The sequence below is a fragment of the Geodermatophilus sp. SYSU D01176 genome (assembly GCF_054050015.1).
The window spans coordinates 25,925-41,951 of the sequence record NZ_JBJGYN010000031.1 but is presented as its reverse complement, the minus strand read 5'-3'; the positions used below and the strand labels follow the sequence as shown (position 1 = coordinate 41,951).

The following is a 16,027-nucleotide window of genomic DNA, read 5'->3' as shown; positions in this document are numbered from 1 at the left end:
GGGGGGCGTGAGCGTCGTCGACCTGGGCACCGTATCGACCGAGACCGAGGAGTACCGCCTCGACATGGCAGGAGCGCCCGTGGGACGACGGCCGGAGGAGTCCGAGCTGCCGCGCGACGTCCGGCGGCGGGTCGACGGGCCGGCCCAGCCCGCCGTCGTCGTCGAGGCCGTGCTCGACGCGCTGCCCTCACCGACGCTGCTGATCGACGCCGACGGCACGGTGCTGCTGGCCAACACCGCCTGGGAGAAGGCCGCCGGGGCCCTCGGCGACGACCGGGTCCGCATCGGGGTGGACGGCGACTACTTCGCCATGGCCCGGCGGCTCAACCGCGACGACAGCAGCTCCGGGCTGATCGAGCAGCTGCGGGAGCTCTCCCGCGGCGAGCGGTCCTCGGTGCAGGCCGACTACGCCCTCGAGCTGCGCGGCGGCACCCACTGGATCCACCTGCAGGCCTCCCGGGTCGACCAGGCCGGCCAGGTCGTGGTCACCCACACCGACGTCACCACCCGGGTGGCCGCCGAGCGTGCCTCGGACTGGCGGGCCCGGCACGACACCCTCACCGAGCTGCCCAACCGCGCCCACCTGCACGAGCTCATCGACGCCGAGCTGCAGCAGCACGAGCGCGGGCCGGTGTCGGTGCTCTTCCTCGACATCGACGGCTTCAAGGACGTCAACGACTCCCTGGGCCACGACGCCGGTGACGACCTGCTGCGCCAGATCGCCCAGCGGCTGACCGGCGTGACCCGCGCCGGCGACACCGTCGGCCGGCTCGGCGGCGACGAGTTCGTGGTCCTGTGCCGCGACTGCGACACCACCGGCGCCGAGGCCCTCGCCGACCGCTGCCGGGCCAGCATCGACCGCCCCTTCGACCTGAGCGGCCGGATGGTCCGGCTGGGCGTGAGCATCGGCATCGCCACCGCGCCGGAGTCCCGGCCGACCCGCGTGCGCTCCACCGACCTGGTCCGCGACGCCGACCTCGCCATGTACGCGGCCAAGGCGGCCGGCCGCAACCGGGTCCGGCTGTTCACCGCCGACCTGCGGGCCGCCGCGCAGTACAAGGCCACCGTGGCCGCCGAGCTGCGCGACGCGGTGCACGACGGCCAGCTGGTGCTGCACTACCAGCCGGTGCTGCACCTGCCGTCGGGCCGGTACACCGGCGTCGAGGCGCTGATCCGCTGGCGACACCCCCGCCGCGGGTTGCTCGCCCCGGCCGACTTCCTGCCCACCGCGGTCCAGCACGACCTGATGGCGCCGATCGCCCGCTGGGTGCTGCGCGAGGCCACCCGGCAGACGGCGGAGTGGGCGGCGGCCGGCCTGCACCTGGTGACCTCGGTGAACATCTGCGCCGGTGACATCGCCGCCGGGACCCTGGTGGCCGACGTCCGGGAGGCCCTGACCGAGTCCGGGCTGCCGGCCCAGCAGCTCCTCGTGGAGCTGGCCGAGCGGTCGGTGGCGGAGGACGTCGAGCGTGCGGCCGCCCAGTTCGCCGAGCTGCGCTGCTCCGGGGTCGAGGTGTCGATCGACGACTTCGGCAGCGGCTTCTCCTCGCTGAGCCAGCTGGTCGCGATGCCCACCGGGCAGCTCAAGATCGACCGCAGCCTGGTGGCCTACCCCGAGGGGCGGCGCAGCCAGGCGGCCGCGGCGATCGCCGCCGTGGTCGCGCTGGCCGGGGCCTGCGGCGTGCGCACCCTCGCGGAGGGCGTGGAGACCGCCGACCAGCTGGCGCTGGCCACCGAGCTCGGCTGCACCTTCGCGCAGGGCTTCCACCTGGCCCGGCCGATGCCGGCGGAGGAGCTGAGCAGCTGGGTCGCCGCGCGGGGCGGGCAGCCGGTCGCCGCCGTCCGCTGACCGGCCTCCCTGCAGGGGCCCGCCGGCCCCGTCCAGAGGCTCACCGCGAGCCCGCGAGTGGTGAGGAGGACGGGGTTCCTTCTACGAGCGGTGGGGGGCAGGGAGGTCCTCTGTCAGCCGGGTTCGCCGCGCGCCTTGCGGCGGGCCACGACCACCAGGTCGACGGCGGCCACGGCGGCCAGCACGAACAGCGCCACCGCCGCCCAGACCGGCAGGCCGGCGGCCAGCCACAGGATGCCGCCGCCGGTGCAGACGACCAGGCCGAAGGCGGCCAGCACCAGCCGCAGCGTCAGGGCCGACTGGGCGGGGCGCGCGCCGCCGATCCCGGCCGTCGGGTCGTGGTGGTCGGGCAGGCCGCGGGCGTAGTCCTCCCGCGACCGGGGTTCGCGTCGGGGATCACTCATGCCACGGCTGGCTACCCCGGACCGGGAGCGCACTACCCTCGGTGGACGTGGCCGCTGACTTCCCCGTCGTCCTGGACGAGCTCGACACGACCCTGACGTCCATCGAGGCGGTCCTCGACGTCGACCGGCTGCGCCGCGAGGTGGCCGACCTCGAGCAGCAGGCCTCCGCCCCCGACCTCTGGAACGACGTCGAGGCCGCGCAGGCGCTGACCTCCAAGCTGTCCTACCTGCAGGGCGACCTGCGCCGGGTGGAGGAGCTGCGCAGCCGGCTGGACGACGTCGGCCTGCTGCACGAGCTCGCGCAGGAGGAGGACGACGCGGCGACCCTGGCCGAGGCCGAGCGGGAGCTGGAGAGCCTGCGCCAGGCGATCGACGAGCTCGAGGTGCGCACCCTGCTGTCGGGCGAGTACGACTCCCGCGAGGCGCTGGTGACCATCCGCTCCGAGGCCGGCGGTGTCGACGCCGCGGACTTCGCCGAGATGCTCATGCGCATGTACCTGCGCTGGGCGGAGCGGCACAGGTACCCGGTGGAGCTGTACGACGTCAGCTACGCGGAGGAGGCCGGCATCAAGTCGGCCACCTTCGCCGTCAAGCAGCCCTACGCCTACGGCACGCTCTCGGTCGAGCAGGGCACCCACCGGCTGGTGCGCATCTCGCCGTTCGACAACCAGGGCCGCCGGCAGACGTCGTTCGCCGGCGTCGAGGTGCTGCCCGTCGTCGAGCAGACCGACCACGTCGACATCCCGGAGAACGAGATCCGCATCGACGTCTTCCGGTCCAGCGGCCCCGGCGGGCAGAGCGTGAACACCACCGACTCCGCCGTCCGGATCACCCACCTGCCGACCGGCATCGTCGTCTCCTGCCAGAACGAGAAGAGCCAGATCCAGAACCGGGCGGCCGCGATGCGGGTCCTCCAGGCGCGGCTGCTGGCCAAGCGGCAGGAGGAGCAGCGGGCCGAGATGGACGCGCTGAAGGGCGAGGGCGGCAGCAGCTGGGGCAACCAGATGCGCTCCTACGTCCTGCACCCGTACCAGATGGTCAAGGACCTGCGGACTGAGCAGGAGACCGGCAACACCGCCGCCGTCCTCGACGGGGAGATCGACCCGTTCATCGAGGCCGGCATCCGGTGGCGCCGTCAGCAGGAGGCCGTGCCGTCGAGTTGAGCGGGATCAGGGGTCCCGTTCGTCACACCCGTCGCACGGCGGGGCGCCGGATGGGCCACGCTGGGTGACGGGCGTCCCGGGCCCTCGGCGGAGTCGTCACGCTCCGTCGGGAACGGGACGGCGGCCGACCGCGCGTGACACTCCAGTCTCCCGGGTTCGAGAGGTACCGTGGCCCCTCGTGATCGAACTGCAACACGTCACCAAGCTCTACCCGGCCAGCTCCCGGCCGGCCCTCGATGACGTGTCGACGGAGATCGACAAGGGCGAGTTCGTCTTCCTGATCGGCTCCTCCGGCTCGGGCAAGTCGACCTTCCTGCGGCTGCTGCTCAAGGAGGACGACCCCACCAAGGGGACCGTCGTCGTCAACGGCAAGACGCTCAACACGATGAGCAAGTGGCAGGTGCCCAAGCTGCGCCGCACCATCGGCTGCGTCTTCCAGGACTTCCGCCTGCTGCGCAACCGCACCGTGGCCCAGAACGTGGCCTTCGCGCTGGAGGTCATCAACAAGCCCCAGCGGACCATCAAGCGGGTCGTCCCCGAGGTGCTGGAGATGGTGGGCCTGGAGGGCAAGGCCAACCGGCTGCCCAGCGAGCTCTCCGGGGGCGAGCAGCAGCGCGTCGCCATCGCCCGCGCGTTCGTCAACCGGCCGTTGGTGCTGCTGGCCGACGAGCCCACCGGCAACCTCGACCCCGAGACCAGCGAGGGCATCATGCTGCTGCTGGAGCGGATCAACCGCACCGGGACGACGGTCGTGATGGCGACGCACGACTACCACATCGTCGACTCGATGCGCCGCCGCGTGATCGAGCTCAACGGGGGAGTCCTCACCCGCGACCAGTCGCGCGGTGTCTACGGCGTCGGCCGCTGACCCGGCGTCCCGCCGCTCCTGCCTGACCTCACGACAGGGATTCCATGCGCGTCAACTTCGTGCTCTCCGAGGTGGCCACCGGGCTGCGTCGCAACCTGACCATGACGGTCGCGATGATCCTGACGACTGCCATCTCCCTCGGCCTCATGGGCACCGGCCTGCTGATCGCCGGGATGATCTCCGACATGAAGGAGATCTACTACGACAAGGTGCAGGTCTCCATCTTCCTGGCCGACGACGTCACCGACGAGCAGCGGGCGGCCATCGACCAGCAGCTCGCGGCCTCGCCCGAGGTGGCCAACCACATCTACGAGTCCAAGGACGAGGCCTACGCCCGCTTCCAGCAGCAGTTCAGCCAGCAGCCGGAGCTGGTGCAGAACACCCCGGCCGACGCGCTGCCGGAGAGCTTCCGCGTCGAGCTGGTGAACCCCGAGCGCTACGAGGTCATCGCCGCGGAGTTCCCGAACGGGCAGAACGGCGTCGACCAGGTGCGCGACGAGGGCGACTTCCTCGACCGGCTGTTCAGCCTGCTCAACGGCGCCCGCAACGCCACCATCGCGGTGGCCGTCGTGCAGGCGCTGGCCGCGTTGCTGCTGATCTCCAACACGATCCAGCTCGCGGCCTTCAACCGGCGCAACGAGACCAACATCATGCGGCTGGTCGGCGCCTCCCGCTGGTACACCCAGTTGCCGTTCATCCTCGAGGCCGCGCTGGCCGGGCTGATCGGCGCGCTGCTGGCCATCGGCGGGCTGGTGGTCACCAAGATCCTGTTCGTCGACAAGACCCTCGCCGGGCCGATCCGGGCCGGGATCATCCCGCCGGTCGACTGGGGCGCGATCGCGTTCATCAGCCCGGTGATCGCCGCCGCCGGCGTGGGCCTGGCCGCCGTCGCCGCGTACGTGACGCTCCGGCTGTACGTCCGCATCTGACCCCCCGCCCCTCCCCGTCGAGATCTGCACAGTGGCAGCCTTCAGCCCCCTGATGGCCGCCACTGTGCAGATCTCGTCGTCGGGAGGCGCCCAGTAACCTGGGTGCATGCCGCGTGAACAGGGGCGGAAGCTCATCGCCCAGAACAAGAAGGCGCGGCACGACTACTCGATCCTCGACACCTACGAGGTGGGCCTGGTGCTCACCGGCACCGAGGTGAAGAGCCTGCGTGCCGGCCGTGCCTCGCTCGTCGACGGCTTCGCCACGGTGGACGGCGGCGAGGTCTGGCTGCAGCACGTGCACATCCCCGAGTACACCGAGGGCACCTGGACCAACCACGCCCCGCGCCGCAAGCGCAAGGTGCTCATGCACCGCGCCGAGATCGACAAGCTGATCGGCAAGACCAAGGAGGGCGGCCTGACCCTGGTGCCGCTCGACCTGTACTTCAAGGACGGCAAGGTCAAGGCGACCCTCGCCCTCGCCAAGGGCAAGAGGTCCTACGACAAGCGGCAGGACCTGGCCGAGCGCGACTCGCGCCGGGAGATCCAGAAGGCCTTCGGGCGGTACGTGAAGGGACGGCGGTAAGTGCGCGGTGTGGCCTACGACCGGTACGGCAGCCCCGAGGTCCTGACCCTCCGCGACGACCTGCCCGACCCGCCGGTCGGCCCCGACACCGTGCTGGTGCGGGTGCACGCCGCCGGGGTCAACCCGGTCGACATGACCATCCGGCAGGGCTTCCTCACCGGCGCGTACCCGCACCACCTGCCGATCGTGCCGGGCTGGGACGTCGCCGGGGTCGTCGAGGCGGTCGGCCCGGCGGTCACCGCGTTCGCCGCCGGCGACGAGGTGTTCGGCTACGTCCGCCGGGACGACGTCCAGTGGGGGACGACGGCGGAGTTCGTGCCCGCGCCGCAGCGCTGCCTGGCGCACAAGCCGGAGTCGCTGTCGTTCGCCGAGGCGGCCGGGCTGCCGCTGGCGGGGCTCACCGCCTACCAGGCGCTGACCGAGGCGCTCGACGTCCACGAGGGCGAGCGGGTGCTGGTGCACCGCGCCGCGGGCGGGGTCGGCTTCTCCGCCGTGCAGATCGCGGTCGCGCTCGGCGCGCACGTCGTCGGCACGGCGAGCCCGCGCAACCACGGCTTCCTCCGCGACGCCGGGGCCGCCGAGGTGCTCGACTACTCGGCCGGGCCGATCAGCGCGCAGCTGTCCGAGCCGGTGGACGCCGTCCTCGACCTGGTCGGCGGCGACACGCTGGCCGACGCGCCGAAGCAGGTCCGCGACCCCGCCCGCGTCGTCTCCGTCGTCGACCCGGTGGTGAACGAGATGGGCGGGCGCTACGTGTTCGTCCGTCCCGAGCACGAGCACCTGGAGGAGCTCGGGCGGATGGCCGACGCCGGGCAGCTGCGGGTGCCGATCGCCCGGGCGTTCCAGCTGGAGCGGACCGCCGAGGCGCAGGAGCTGGTCGCGGGCGGGCACGTGCGCGGCAAGGTCGTGGTCACGCTCGCGTGACCACTCCACCGGCCGACGATGCCGACGTCCCCCGGTACTGGCGCGAGCTGGGCCTGCCCGGGCTGGTCGACGTGCACGTGCACTTCCTGCCCGAGCGCGTGCAGGCCAAGGTGTGGGACTACTTCGCGCAGGCCGAGACGCACTACGGCGCCGCCTGGCCGGTGCGGTACCCGCTGGCGGAGGACGAGCGGCTGGCGGTGCTCGAGCGGCTCGGCGTCCGGGCCTTCCCGACGCTGCCCTACCCGCACAAGGCCGGCATGGCCGGGTGGCTCAACGACTGGTCGCGCGGGTTCGCCGCCGCGCACCCGCGGGTGCTGCAGTCGGCGACCTTCTTCCCGGAGCCGGAGGCGGCCGGCTACGTCGAGGCCGCGCTGGCGGCCGGTGTGCGGGTGTTCAAGGTGCACGTCCAGGTCGGCGCCTTCGACCCGCGCGACCCGCTCCTGGACCAGGTGTGGGCGCGGCTTGAGGGGACCGGCACCCCCGTCGTCATCCACTGCGGGTCCGGTCCGCTGCGCGGCGAGCACACCGGCCCGGCACCGACGACCGGCCTGCTCGAGCGGTACCCGCGGCTGCAGCTGGTCATCGCCCACCTCGGCATGCCCGAGTACGCCGACTTCCTGGACCTGGCCGAACGGTACGAGCGGGTTCACCTGGACACCACGATGTTCGCCACCGACTTCACCGAGCGGCTGATGCCCTTCGACCCGGCGCTGCGGCCGCGGCTGGGCGCGCTGCGGGACAGGGTGCTGCTCGGCAGCGACTTCCCCTCCATCCCGTACCCGTACGCGCACCAGCTGGCCGCGCTGCACCGGCTGGATCTGGGGGAGGAGTGGCTGCGCGCGGTCCTGTGGCACAACGGCGCGCGGCTGTTCGGCCTGGCTCCCTGAGAGGCACCGGCTCACTGCGGTCCGGTGGGGTAGTCCGGGTGCAGCCGGGCGGCGCGGTCGACCTCCTCGGGCGTCAGCAGGGCGACGGTGCGGACCGTCGCGACGCCGCCCCCGGTGATGGTGAGCGACAGCGCCGCGGCGGCCGCGCTGTCGGGCAGCTCGACGATCGCGTAGACGTCGGCGTCCCCGAGCGCGAAGTCGAAGCTCTCCAGCCGCCCCTCCAGGTCCAGGACGGCGTGGGCGAAGGCGCTGCGGCGGGCCGACCCGCCGGCCGCCATCACCGCCCGGGCGCCCTGCGCCTCGTACCGGGCGATGACCAGGAAGCGGGGCACGGGGCCCTCCTCTCGGCGGCGTGCGCCGATGCTGACGCCCGCCCGCGCCCGGCCGCAAGGACGCGGCAGAAACCCGATCGACCGTCCGCAGCGCCGTCCCTACGCTGCGCGGCGTGCCCGAGCTGCCCGACGGCCTCACCGTCCGCCCGCTCACCGCCGACGACCTCCCCGCCGCGGCCGGGCTGCTGGCCGCGGCCGAGCCGGTGGACGACACCGGCGAGCACTTCGACGCCGACGACCTCGCCGAGTGGTGGGTCAACGACCTGGTCGACCTGCCGCGCGACGGCCGGGCGGTGTGCGCCGAGGACGGCGCGCTGGTGGCGGTCGCCGTGGTGATGTCGCTGGGCGGGGCCCGGGAGGACCACCGCATCGCGCTCGAGGGCCGGGTGCACCCCGACCGGCGGGGGCGCGGCGTCGGCCGGGCGCTGCTGGACTGGCAGCTGCGCCGCGGGGCGGAGGTCCACCGGCGCGACCACCCCGCGCTGCCCGCACTGCTGACGGTCTCGGTGTACCCGGGCATGGGGACGCTGGAGTCGCTGGTGCGCCGGGCCGGGTTCGCGCCCGAGCGCTGGTACGCCGACATGGAGCGCCCGCTGACCGGGCTGCCGGAGGTCCCGCCGGTGCCCGGCGTCGACCTGGTGCCCTACACCGAGGACCGGGACGACGAGGTGCGGCGGGCGCACAACGCGGCCTTCACCGACCACCACGGCTCGGCCGAGCGCGACGAGACGGCGTGGCGGGCCTGGTTCACCGGGCAGCGCGCCTTCCGGCCCGACCTGTCGGTGCTGGCCCTGGTCGACGGAGCGGTGGCCGGCTACGTGCTGACCTACGTGTACGACGCCGACACCCGCGCGACCGGCGTCCGGCAGGCGCACCTGGGGCAGATCGGCGTGCGCCGGCCCGCCCGCGGGCGCGGCATCGCGTCGGCCGCCATCGTCGCCGCGCTGCAGGCCGGCGCCGCCGCCGGCTGCGACACCGCCGGGCTGCAGGTCGACACCGAGAACCCGACGGGGGCCTTCGGCCTGTACCGGCGGCTGGGCTTCACACCGGTGCGCACCCGCGTCCAGTGGGCCCGCGCCCTCCCGCCGGTGCCGTGAGCTGGGAGGGCCCGGGCGTGGTCGCGCTGCCCTCCGGCGTCCGGGTCCGCGGCCGCCGGCTGGGTGCCCCGGCGACCCCGGCCGACCGGACGGTGGTCCTGGGCAGCGGCCCGCTGCCGCCGTGGCCGGCGCGCCGGGTGGGCTGGCCGGACTTCGGGGTGCCGTCGGACCCCGACGACGTCCGCGCCGCGCTGACCGAGGCGCTGGACCGCGCGCGGGCCGGCGAGCGGGTGGAGGTGGCCTGCCGCGGCGGGGTCGGGCGCACCGGCACCGCGCTGGCGGCGCTCGCCGTCCTCGACGGGCTGCCGGCCGACGAGGCCGTCCGCTGGGTCCGCGAGCGGTACCACCCGCGCGCGGTGGAGACGCCGTGGCAGCGCCGCTGGCTGCGCTCGCTCGGGCCGCCGGACGGCGGTCGCTAGTGTCCGGCGCATGGTCAGCGCCGATCAGCCCGCCCCCGACGTCGCCCGCGCGCACCGCGCCGTGGAGCCGCTGCACAACCACCTCTACTTCGCTCCCGAGCAGGACGAGTACCTGACCGCGGTCGGCCTCCGTCCCGGCCGGATGTGCTACTTCGCCGGGCGGGCGGCCGCGATGGGCGCGGTCGGCCCCGGCACCGTCGTCGCGACGTTCGTGAACTTCGCCCCCGCGCTGGTGGCCCGGCACGTGCCGCGCGCCTGGACGCTCGCCGCCCCGGAGCAGGTGCTCGCCGCCCGCCTCGACGGGGCCCGCGCCTCGCTGACCCGGCTGCTGGGCGCGGATGCCGTGGCCGCGCCGGAGGTGGCGGAGCTCGCCGGCCTGCTGCGCGAGGCGTGCACCGCGCTCACCCCGGAGGGGCGGCCGCTCTACGCCGCGCACGCCGACCAGCCCTGGCCCGAGGAGCCCGTGCTGGCGCTGTGGCACGGGGCCACCCTGCTGCGCGAGCACCGCGGCGACGGGCACATCGCCTGCCTGGTCCGGGCGGGGCTGACCGGCCTGGAGGGGCTGGTCACCCACACGCTGACCGGCCGCGGCTTCACCGAGGCCGCCGCCAAGGCGACCCGGGGGTGGAGCGACGAGGAGTGGGCCGCGGCCACCGGGCGGCTCGCCGAGCGCGGCCTGGTCGCCGACGGCGCGCTGACCGAGGCGGGCCGGGCGCTGCGGGCGCAGCTGGAGGCCGACACCGACGAGCTCTCCGCGGTCCCCTGGGTGCACCTGGGCCCGGAGCGGACCGGCCGGGTGGTCGAGCTCGGCCGCGCGCTGTCCGGCCGGCTCGTCGCGGCCGGCGCCTACCCGGCCGGACTGTTCTCCGCCCGGTGAGCGCTCCGGGTCCGCGGCTCCCCGAGGCGGCCGAGGAGGGGCCGACGGCGGAGCTGCTGCGCGCCCGCCGCGGCGGGCGGCTGTCCGCGCTGGACCGGCTGCTGCTGCACAGCCCGCCGGTCGCCGAGGGCTGGAACGCCCTGCTCGGCGCGCTGCGCGGGGCGACGACGCTGCCCGCCGACCTGCGCGAGCTGGTGGTGCTGCGGGTGGCGGTGCTGAACGACGCGCCCTTCGAGTGGGTCTCGCACGAGCCCGTCGCCCGCCGTGCCGGGCTGGTCGGGTCGCAGCTGCAGGCGCTGCGCCGTCCCGATGCCGCCGCCGCGCCGGTGTGGACGCCGGTGCAGGCCGCCGTCCTCGCCTTCACCGACGCCTCGACGCGCGAGGTCGCCGTCCCCGACGAGGTGTTCGCCGGCCTCCGGTCCCACCTCGACGACCGGCAGGTCGTGGAGCTGGCGGCGCTGGTCGGGGGCTATGCGATGGTGTCCCGGTTCCTCGTCGCGCTGCAGGTCCCGCCGCCACCGGGAGAGGTCGCCGGATAGCCGGCAGCTGCCTATGGTCTGGATCACACTCCAGGGGAGGGGTCATGGCCATCACCGATCGGGGGCCCGGATCCGGGCGGCGGACCGACGTCGACGCCGCGTTTCGCGGCCACGCCACCTACCGCAGCCTGGGGGAGCAGCAACTCAGCCCGGCCGAGGAGCGGTTCGAGAAGGGGCGCCGCACCGTCGGGCTGTTCCTCGCCCCTGCGGTGACGATCGTCTTCGCGCTGCTGCCTCTGGACCTGCCGCGAGACCAGCACCTGCTCGCCGCGGTGCTGCTCGGCGTCATCGTCCTGTGGATCACCGAGCCGGTGCCGATCCCGATCGGCGGCCTGATCGGGGTCGGCGCGATCGCCGTCCTCGGGGTCGTGTCGGGCGACGACGCCGTCGCCCCGCTCGGGTCGACGACGGTCTTCACCTTCATTGGCGCGTTCATCCTGGCCCAGGCGATGCTCAAGCACGGCGTCGCGCGGCGGTTCGCGATGGCGATCCTGTCGATGCGGTGGGTCGGCGGCTCCACCGCCCGGGTGATCATCGCGTTCGGGCTGATCACCTGCCTGCTCTCGGCGTTCGTGTCCAACACCGCCACGGTCGCGATGCTGCTGCCCACGGCGATCGGCATCCTGTCGGTGATCGCCAAGCTGCTGCAGGACAAGGAGCTGGTGGCGCCGGACTTCGACCCGCTGCGGCTGCGGGTGGGCGTCGCGCTGATGCTGATGCTGGCCTACGGCGCGAGCGTCGGTGGGCTGATCACCCCGGTCGGCACGCCCCCGAACCTCATCGGCCGCGGCCTGATCGAGGAGGCGACGGGGGAGCGGATCGGCTTCCTCCAGTGGATGCTGATGGCCCTGCCCATCTGCGCGCTGATGTTCGTGGCCCTGGTGCTGGTGCTGCTGCTGCTCAACCGCCCGGAGATCAAGCGGATCGAGGGCGTGCACGAGTACGTGCAGCAGGAGCGCGAGGCACTCGGCCCGATGTCGCGGGCCGAGAAGAACACGCTCATCGCCTTCGGGGTCACGGTGGCGCTGTGGATCTTCCCCGGCGTCATCGCGCTGACCGCGGGCACCGACTCCGACCTCTACACCGAGGTGGGCAACCGGCTGGACGAGGGCATCGTCGCCGTCCTCGGCGCCTCACTGCTGTTCCTGCTGCCCACCGACTGGGGACGCCGCGACTTCACCCTCAACTGGTCGGACGCCGCGAAGATCGACTGGGGCACGATCCTGCTGTTCGGCACCGGGATCATCTTCGGCTCGCTGCTGGCCGAGACCGGCCTGGCCGAGACCATCGGCAACGGCTCGGCCGATGCCCTCGGGCTGACCAACACCTTCGCGATCACGATCTTCGCGGTGGTCCTGGCCATCATCATCTCCGAGACGACCTCGAACACCGCCTCGGCCGCCGTCGTCGTGCCGATCATCATCCCGGTGGCCGTGGCGGCGGGGATCAACCCGTTCATGCCCGCGCTCGCGGCCACGTTCGCGGCATCCTTCGGGTTCATGCTGCCGGTGTCGACGCCGCAGAACGCGATCGTCTACGGCTCCGGCGTCGTGCCGATCACCAAGATGATCCGGTCGGGCATCTCCTTCGACGTCCTCGGCGCGCTGCTCATCGTGGTGATGCTGCCGGTGCTCATCGACCTCGTCCTCAACGTCTGACCGCTGAGACGTTCACCCGGCCGGGGGAGCCGGGTGGACAGCGCGTGTCACGATGGACGACGGCCCACTCGAGCGGGCCGGCCCACGGACGACGGGAGGTGCTGCGCGTGCCCAGCGAACCGCCCAGTACCGGCACCGGGGGCCGCACCGCCTGGTGAAGGACCCCGCTGCCCCCGCCGCTCGCGAGCTCGCGGCGGGACCCTGCAGCGGGCCACCAGGTGCGGACTCCCGAGCAGTCCCCCCGCTCCAGCGTCTCCCCGGGAGTCCGTCGTGGTCGACCGCCGTCGCGCGTCCCTCACCGCCCTGTCCACCCTGACCCGCCGGCCGCGGCCCGAGCTGACCCTCGCGCCGGCGCCGCAGCCGCCGACCCCGGCGGCGCGGCAGCGGCAGTCGCTGATCGTCGACAACGCCGTCTACTCGTCGGGACGGCGGGTGGCGACGCCGGACAGCGTCGCCGAGAGCCACGAGTGGCTGGTCGAGGACCCCGACCGCCTGGTGTGGCTGGGCCTCTACCGGCCCGAGCCCGCCGAGCTCGGTGAGCTGGCCGAGCAGTACGACCTCCCCGAGCTCGCGGTCGAGGACGCGATCAAGGCCCACCAGCGGCCGAAGTTCGAGCGCTACGGCAGCACGCTGTTCGTCGTCCTCAAGGCCGCCCGGTACCTCGACGCGGCCGAGGAGGTGGAGTTCGGCGAGCTGCACCTGTTCCTCGGCCCGAACTTCGCCATCACCGTGCGGCACAGCGAGTCCCCGGACCTCTCGCGGGTGCGCCGGCGGCTGGAGAGCGAGCCGGACCTGCTGGAGAAGGGCAGCGAGGCGGTGCTGTACGCCATCCTCGATGCCGTCGTCGACGGGTACGCGCCGGTGGTCGAGGGCCTGGCGACCGACATCGACGAGATCGAGACCGAGGTCTTCCGCGGCGACCCCGGCGTCTCCCGGCGGATCTACGAGCTGTCGCAGGAGGTCGTGGAGTTCCAGCGCGCGGCGCAGCCGCTGACCGGCATCCTCGCCGCCATCGCCGCCGGCTTCGACAAGTACGGCGTTGACGAGGACCTGCGCAGCTACCTGCGGGACGTCGAGGACCACGTCGTGCAGGTCAACGAGCGGGTGGAGGCCTTCCGGCTGCAGCTGCGCGACATCCTCACCGTGAACGCGACGCTCGTGGCGCAGCGGCAGAACGAGGAGATCCGCGAGCTGACCGAGGCCTCGATCGCCCAGGGTGAGGAGGTCAAGAAGATCTCCGCGTGGGCGGCCATCCTGTTCGCACCCACCCTGGTGGGGACGGTGTACGGGATGAACTTCGAGGTCATGCCCGAGCTGGGCTGGACGTACGGCTACCCGATGGCGCTGGTCCTCATGCTGGGGGTCAGCCTCGTGCTCTACGCCGTCTTCAAGCGCCGCGACTGGATCTGAGCGGGACCGGGGCGCGGCCGCGGCGACGCGGGAACAACCCGCTGGCCACCCCGGTTACGATGGGTGCACAACTACACAGGGGGTGAATGGTCTCGACTGCGGTCGGATGACCAGGGGAAGCGAGCCGAGGAAGCCGACGATGAGCTCGTTAACCACGCGTCGGAAACAACACAAGCGCCGACTCCAGTCAGCGCGAGTTCGCCCTCGCTGCCTAAGCAGCGGAGCGACTCTGTCAGCCCGGGTTCGTCATCGGCCCGGATCCTGGCATCAGCTAGATGACTCACCGTGCGTGCCGGTCGCGGGCGCGCGCGGGACACCCAACAGCGACTGGGCCCGTCACATCGACTTGTCCGTGAGATCGATGGGGTCGAGCAGAGACAGAGCGGACTGCGCTCGGAGAAGCCCTGGTGATGCGTCGTAGGACGCGGGTTCGATTCCCGCCACCTCCACCCCTGGGTGCCGGTGAAATGCCGGCACCCTAGTTGGCGAAAAGGCTGGGGCCGCCGCGGACAGCGGCGGCCCCAGCCTCGTTCCGGCGCCCCTCCGCGGGGCGCGCGACTGGGCGACCAGTTGCACCACACGAGCACGAGCGGGCCCACCGGACAGGGGTGGACCCGCTCGTGCTCGTGTGACGGATGGAGCTGCGATGCGACCGGAGTTCTCCCGACCCCGTTGAGGGGTTCAGAAGGTGGTGACCACCAGCTGGTAGCAGGTGGCGAGGATGGCCACGAGCCCGACACCGGCGACGACGTTCTGCCACCAGCGGTTGCGCAGGTCGCCCATGAGCCGGCGGTTGTTGGCCAGTATGACCAGCAGCACGCCGAGCATCGGGGCGACGATCACGGTGAGCGCCTGCGCCACGATGATCAGCTGGACCGGCGATGTGCCCTGGGCCAGGACGGTGACCGTGGCACCGAAGGCGAGCACGCCCAGGATGCCCAGCCGCACCCGCCCGGAGGAGACCCGGTTGCCCCAGCCGAGCCCGTCGGAGAGCAGCGTTCCACCGGCGGTGGCGTTGGCGATCATGGCCGAGAGCGCGGCGCCGGTGAAGCCGAGGGCGAAGATGGTGCGGCCGACCTCGCCGGCGAGCGGCTCGAGGACGCCGGAGAACTGGGCGATGGTCGCCCCCTCCTCGCCGCCGGTGCCGCCGAGCACGGCCGCGGCGGCGGCGATGACCAGGGCGGTCATGACACCCGGGGCCACGATTCCGGGGATGGTGTCGGCCAGCGTGGTCTCGCGGTACTGCTCGCGGCGCAGGCCGCGTTCGCGGGAGGCGTAGCCGGCGTAGAAGGCGGCGTTGAGGGAGAAGTTGGTGCCCACCAGGGCGACCAGCAGCAGCCCGACGCCGGCCGGGACGGTGGGCAGCAGCCCGGCCGCGGCATCGCCCCAGTCGGGTCGGGTGATGATCGCGGTGACGATGAAGGAGGCGGCCATGGTCGCGACGATGGCCAGCACGATCTTCTCGATGACCTTGTAGGCCTGGCGGGCGAACAGGATCGCCGCCACCAGCGCGGTGCAGGCGAGGGTCCACCACACCGGGTTGCCGCCGAGCACGAGGGAGAGGCCCAGGCCGGTGCCGACGGCGTTGCCGACGGAGAACATCAGGGTGATGGTGAAGACGCCGAGCCCGGCGGCGACGCCGGTGGCGCGGCCGAGGGTCTCCTTGATGGTCTCCACGACCGAGCCGCGGGAACTGATCCCGACGCGGATGCTCATGTCGGCGAACGCCAGCATCAGCACGGTGGACAGGGCGATGACCCAGATCAGGGAGTAGTAGAAGCGGCTGCCGGCCTGTACGGCCGACACCAGGTTGCCGGGCCCGAACTGCCAGGCGCCGACGATGAACGCCGGCCCCATGAGGCCGAGGGTGTGCAGGACCTTGTTGCGCCGGCGGCCGGTCGGGGCAACGGCGGGAGCTACCGCGTCGGCCGTGGGACTCGTGGTGGGGGAGACGGCCTCCGGGGGCCGCGGTCGGGGGGCCGGGGGCGTGGGGATCGCGGTCGAGCGGTCGGGGGCGGACGACTGGGACATGGTCGCTTCACGTTCCTCGCCCTCCGCGGCGCGGCCGCGGAGTTCGTCGGGGGACTG

Annotated in this window: 16 protein-coding genes and 1 other RNA gene; 14 read left to right on the top strand and 3 right to left on the bottom strand. The window is 73.3% G+C overall.

Annotation, left to right across the window (positions count from 1 at the left end; all coding sequences use genetic code 11):
- The first annotated feature begins 7 nt into the window (after positions 1-7).
- Positions 8-1,849, top strand: a complete 1,842-nt coding sequence (locus ACI78Z_RS16510) for a putative bifunctional diguanylate cyclase/phosphodiesterase (RefSeq protein ID WP_457037624.1) — start codon at positions 8-10, stop codon at positions 1,847-1,849.
- A gap of 113 nt (positions 1,850-1,962) precedes the next feature.
- Here ACI78Z_RS16510 and ACI78Z_RS16505 read toward each other — a convergent pair whose 3' ends face one another.
- Positions 1,963-2,253, bottom strand: a complete 291-nt coding sequence (locus ACI78Z_RS16505) for a DUF6343 family protein (protein ID WP_457037623.1) — start codon at positions 2,251-2,253, stop codon at positions 1,963-1,965.
- Between the two features lie 47 nt (positions 2,254-2,300).
- On the opposite strand from ACI78Z_RS16505, the gene prfB reads away from it, so the two are divergent.
- From prfB to ACI78Z_RS16475, 6 genes are all read left to right on the top strand, one after another.
- The gene (prfB, locus tag ACI78Z_RS16500) at positions 2,301-3,416 is read left to right on the top strand and encodes a peptide chain release factor 2 (RefSeq protein WP_457037622.1); all 1,116 of its coding nucleotides are present in this window, start codon (positions 2,301-2,303) and stop codon (positions 3,414-3,416) included.
- Positions 3,417-3,594: 178 nt separating this feature from the next.
- Entirely contained in the window at positions 3,595-4,284 is a 690-nt protein-coding gene (gene ftsE / locus ACI78Z_RS16495) for a cell division ATP-binding protein FtsE (RefSeq protein ID WP_457037621.1), read from the top strand.
- Positions 4,285-4,328: 44 nt separating this feature from the next.
- Entirely contained in the window at positions 4,329-5,213 is an 885-nt protein-coding gene (ftsX, locus tag ACI78Z_RS16490) for a permease-like cell division protein FtsX (RefSeq protein WP_457037620.1), read from the top strand.
- Positions 5,214-5,319: 106 nt separating this feature from the next.
- Positions 5,320-5,796 (top strand): SsrA-binding protein SmpB, encoded by a 477-nt coding sequence (smpB, locus tag ACI78Z_RS16485; protein ID WP_457037619.1) that lies wholly within the window; start codon positions 5,320-5,322, stop codon positions 5,794-5,796.
- Positions 5,797-6,720 carry an NADP-dependent oxidoreductase gene (locus ACI78Z_RS16480; RefSeq protein ID WP_457037618.1) on the top strand — a complete coding sequence of 308 codons (924 nt, stop codon included), beginning with the start codon at positions 5,797-5,799 and terminating at the stop codon, positions 6,718-6,720.
- On the top strand, positions 6,717-7,607 hold the full coding sequence (locus ACI78Z_RS16475; RefSeq protein WP_457037617.1) for an amidohydrolase family protein: 891 nt from the start codon (positions 6,717-6,719) through the stop codon (positions 7,605-7,607). Before ACI78Z_RS16480 ends, ACI78Z_RS16475 begins: the two co-directional genes overlap by 4 nt.
- 11 nt (positions 7,608-7,618) lie before the next feature.
- Here the strand turns inward: ACI78Z_RS16475 and ACI78Z_RS16470 are convergent, their stop codons facing one another.
- Positions 7,619-7,939, bottom strand: a complete 321-nt coding sequence (locus ACI78Z_RS16470) for a GYD domain-containing protein (protein WP_457037616.1) — start codon at positions 7,937-7,939, stop codon at positions 7,619-7,621.
- A 113-nt stretch (positions 7,940-8,052) separates the two neighbouring features.
- On the opposite strand from ACI78Z_RS16470, the gene ACI78Z_RS16465 reads away from it, so the two are divergent.
- The 7 genes from ACI78Z_RS16465 to ssrA all read left to right on the top strand — a co-directional run bounded on the left by ACI78Z_RS16465 (position 8,053) and on the right by ssrA (position 14,391).
- On the top strand, positions 8,053-9,036 hold the full coding sequence (locus ACI78Z_RS16465) for a GNAT family N-acetyltransferase (protein ID WP_457037615.1): 984 nt from the start codon (positions 8,053-8,055) through the stop codon (positions 9,034-9,036).
- A gap of 17 nt (positions 9,037-9,053) precedes the next feature.
- The gene (locus ACI78Z_RS16460) at positions 9,054-9,455 is read left to right on the top strand and encodes a protein-tyrosine phosphatase family protein (protein WP_457037614.1); all 402 of its coding nucleotides are present in this window, start codon (positions 9,054-9,056) and stop codon (positions 9,453-9,455) included.
- 10 nt (positions 9,456-9,465) lie between these two features.
- Positions 9,466-10,332, top strand: coding sequence for an SCO6745 family protein (locus ACI78Z_RS16455; RefSeq protein ID WP_457037613.1), 867 nt, complete (start codon positions 9,466-9,468; stop codon positions 10,330-10,332).
- Positions 10,329-10,871, top strand: a complete 543-nt coding sequence (locus tag ACI78Z_RS16450) for a carboxymuconolactone decarboxylase family protein (RefSeq protein WP_457037612.1) — start codon at positions 10,329-10,331, stop codon at positions 10,869-10,871. Before ACI78Z_RS16455 ends, ACI78Z_RS16450 begins: the two co-directional genes overlap by 4 nt.
- Positions 10,872-10,915: 44 nt before the next feature.
- Positions 10,916-12,529: an SLC13 family permease gene (locus tag ACI78Z_RS16445; RefSeq protein ID WP_457037611.1), complete on the top strand. Its 1,614-nt coding sequence runs from the start codon at positions 10,916-10,918 to the stop codon at positions 12,527-12,529.
- Between the two features lie 270 nt (positions 12,530-12,799).
- Positions 12,800-13,939, top strand: coding sequence for a magnesium and cobalt transport protein CorA (locus tag ACI78Z_RS16440; RefSeq protein ID WP_457037610.1), 1,140 nt, complete (start codon positions 12,800-12,802; stop codon positions 13,937-13,939).
- A 78-nt stretch (positions 13,940-14,017) separates the two neighbouring features.
- Positions 14,018-14,391, top strand: a transfer-messenger RNA (tmRNA) gene (ssrA, locus tag ACI78Z_RS16435).
- A 229-nt stretch (positions 14,392-14,620) separates the two neighbouring features.
- Here the strand turns inward: ssrA and ACI78Z_RS16430 are convergent.
- A complete protein-coding gene (locus ACI78Z_RS16430; protein ID WP_457037609.1) occupies positions 14,621-15,970 on the bottom strand; it encodes an Nramp family divalent metal transporter in 1,350 nt (449 codons plus the stop codon).
- Positions 15,971-16,027: the final 57 nt, after the last annotated feature.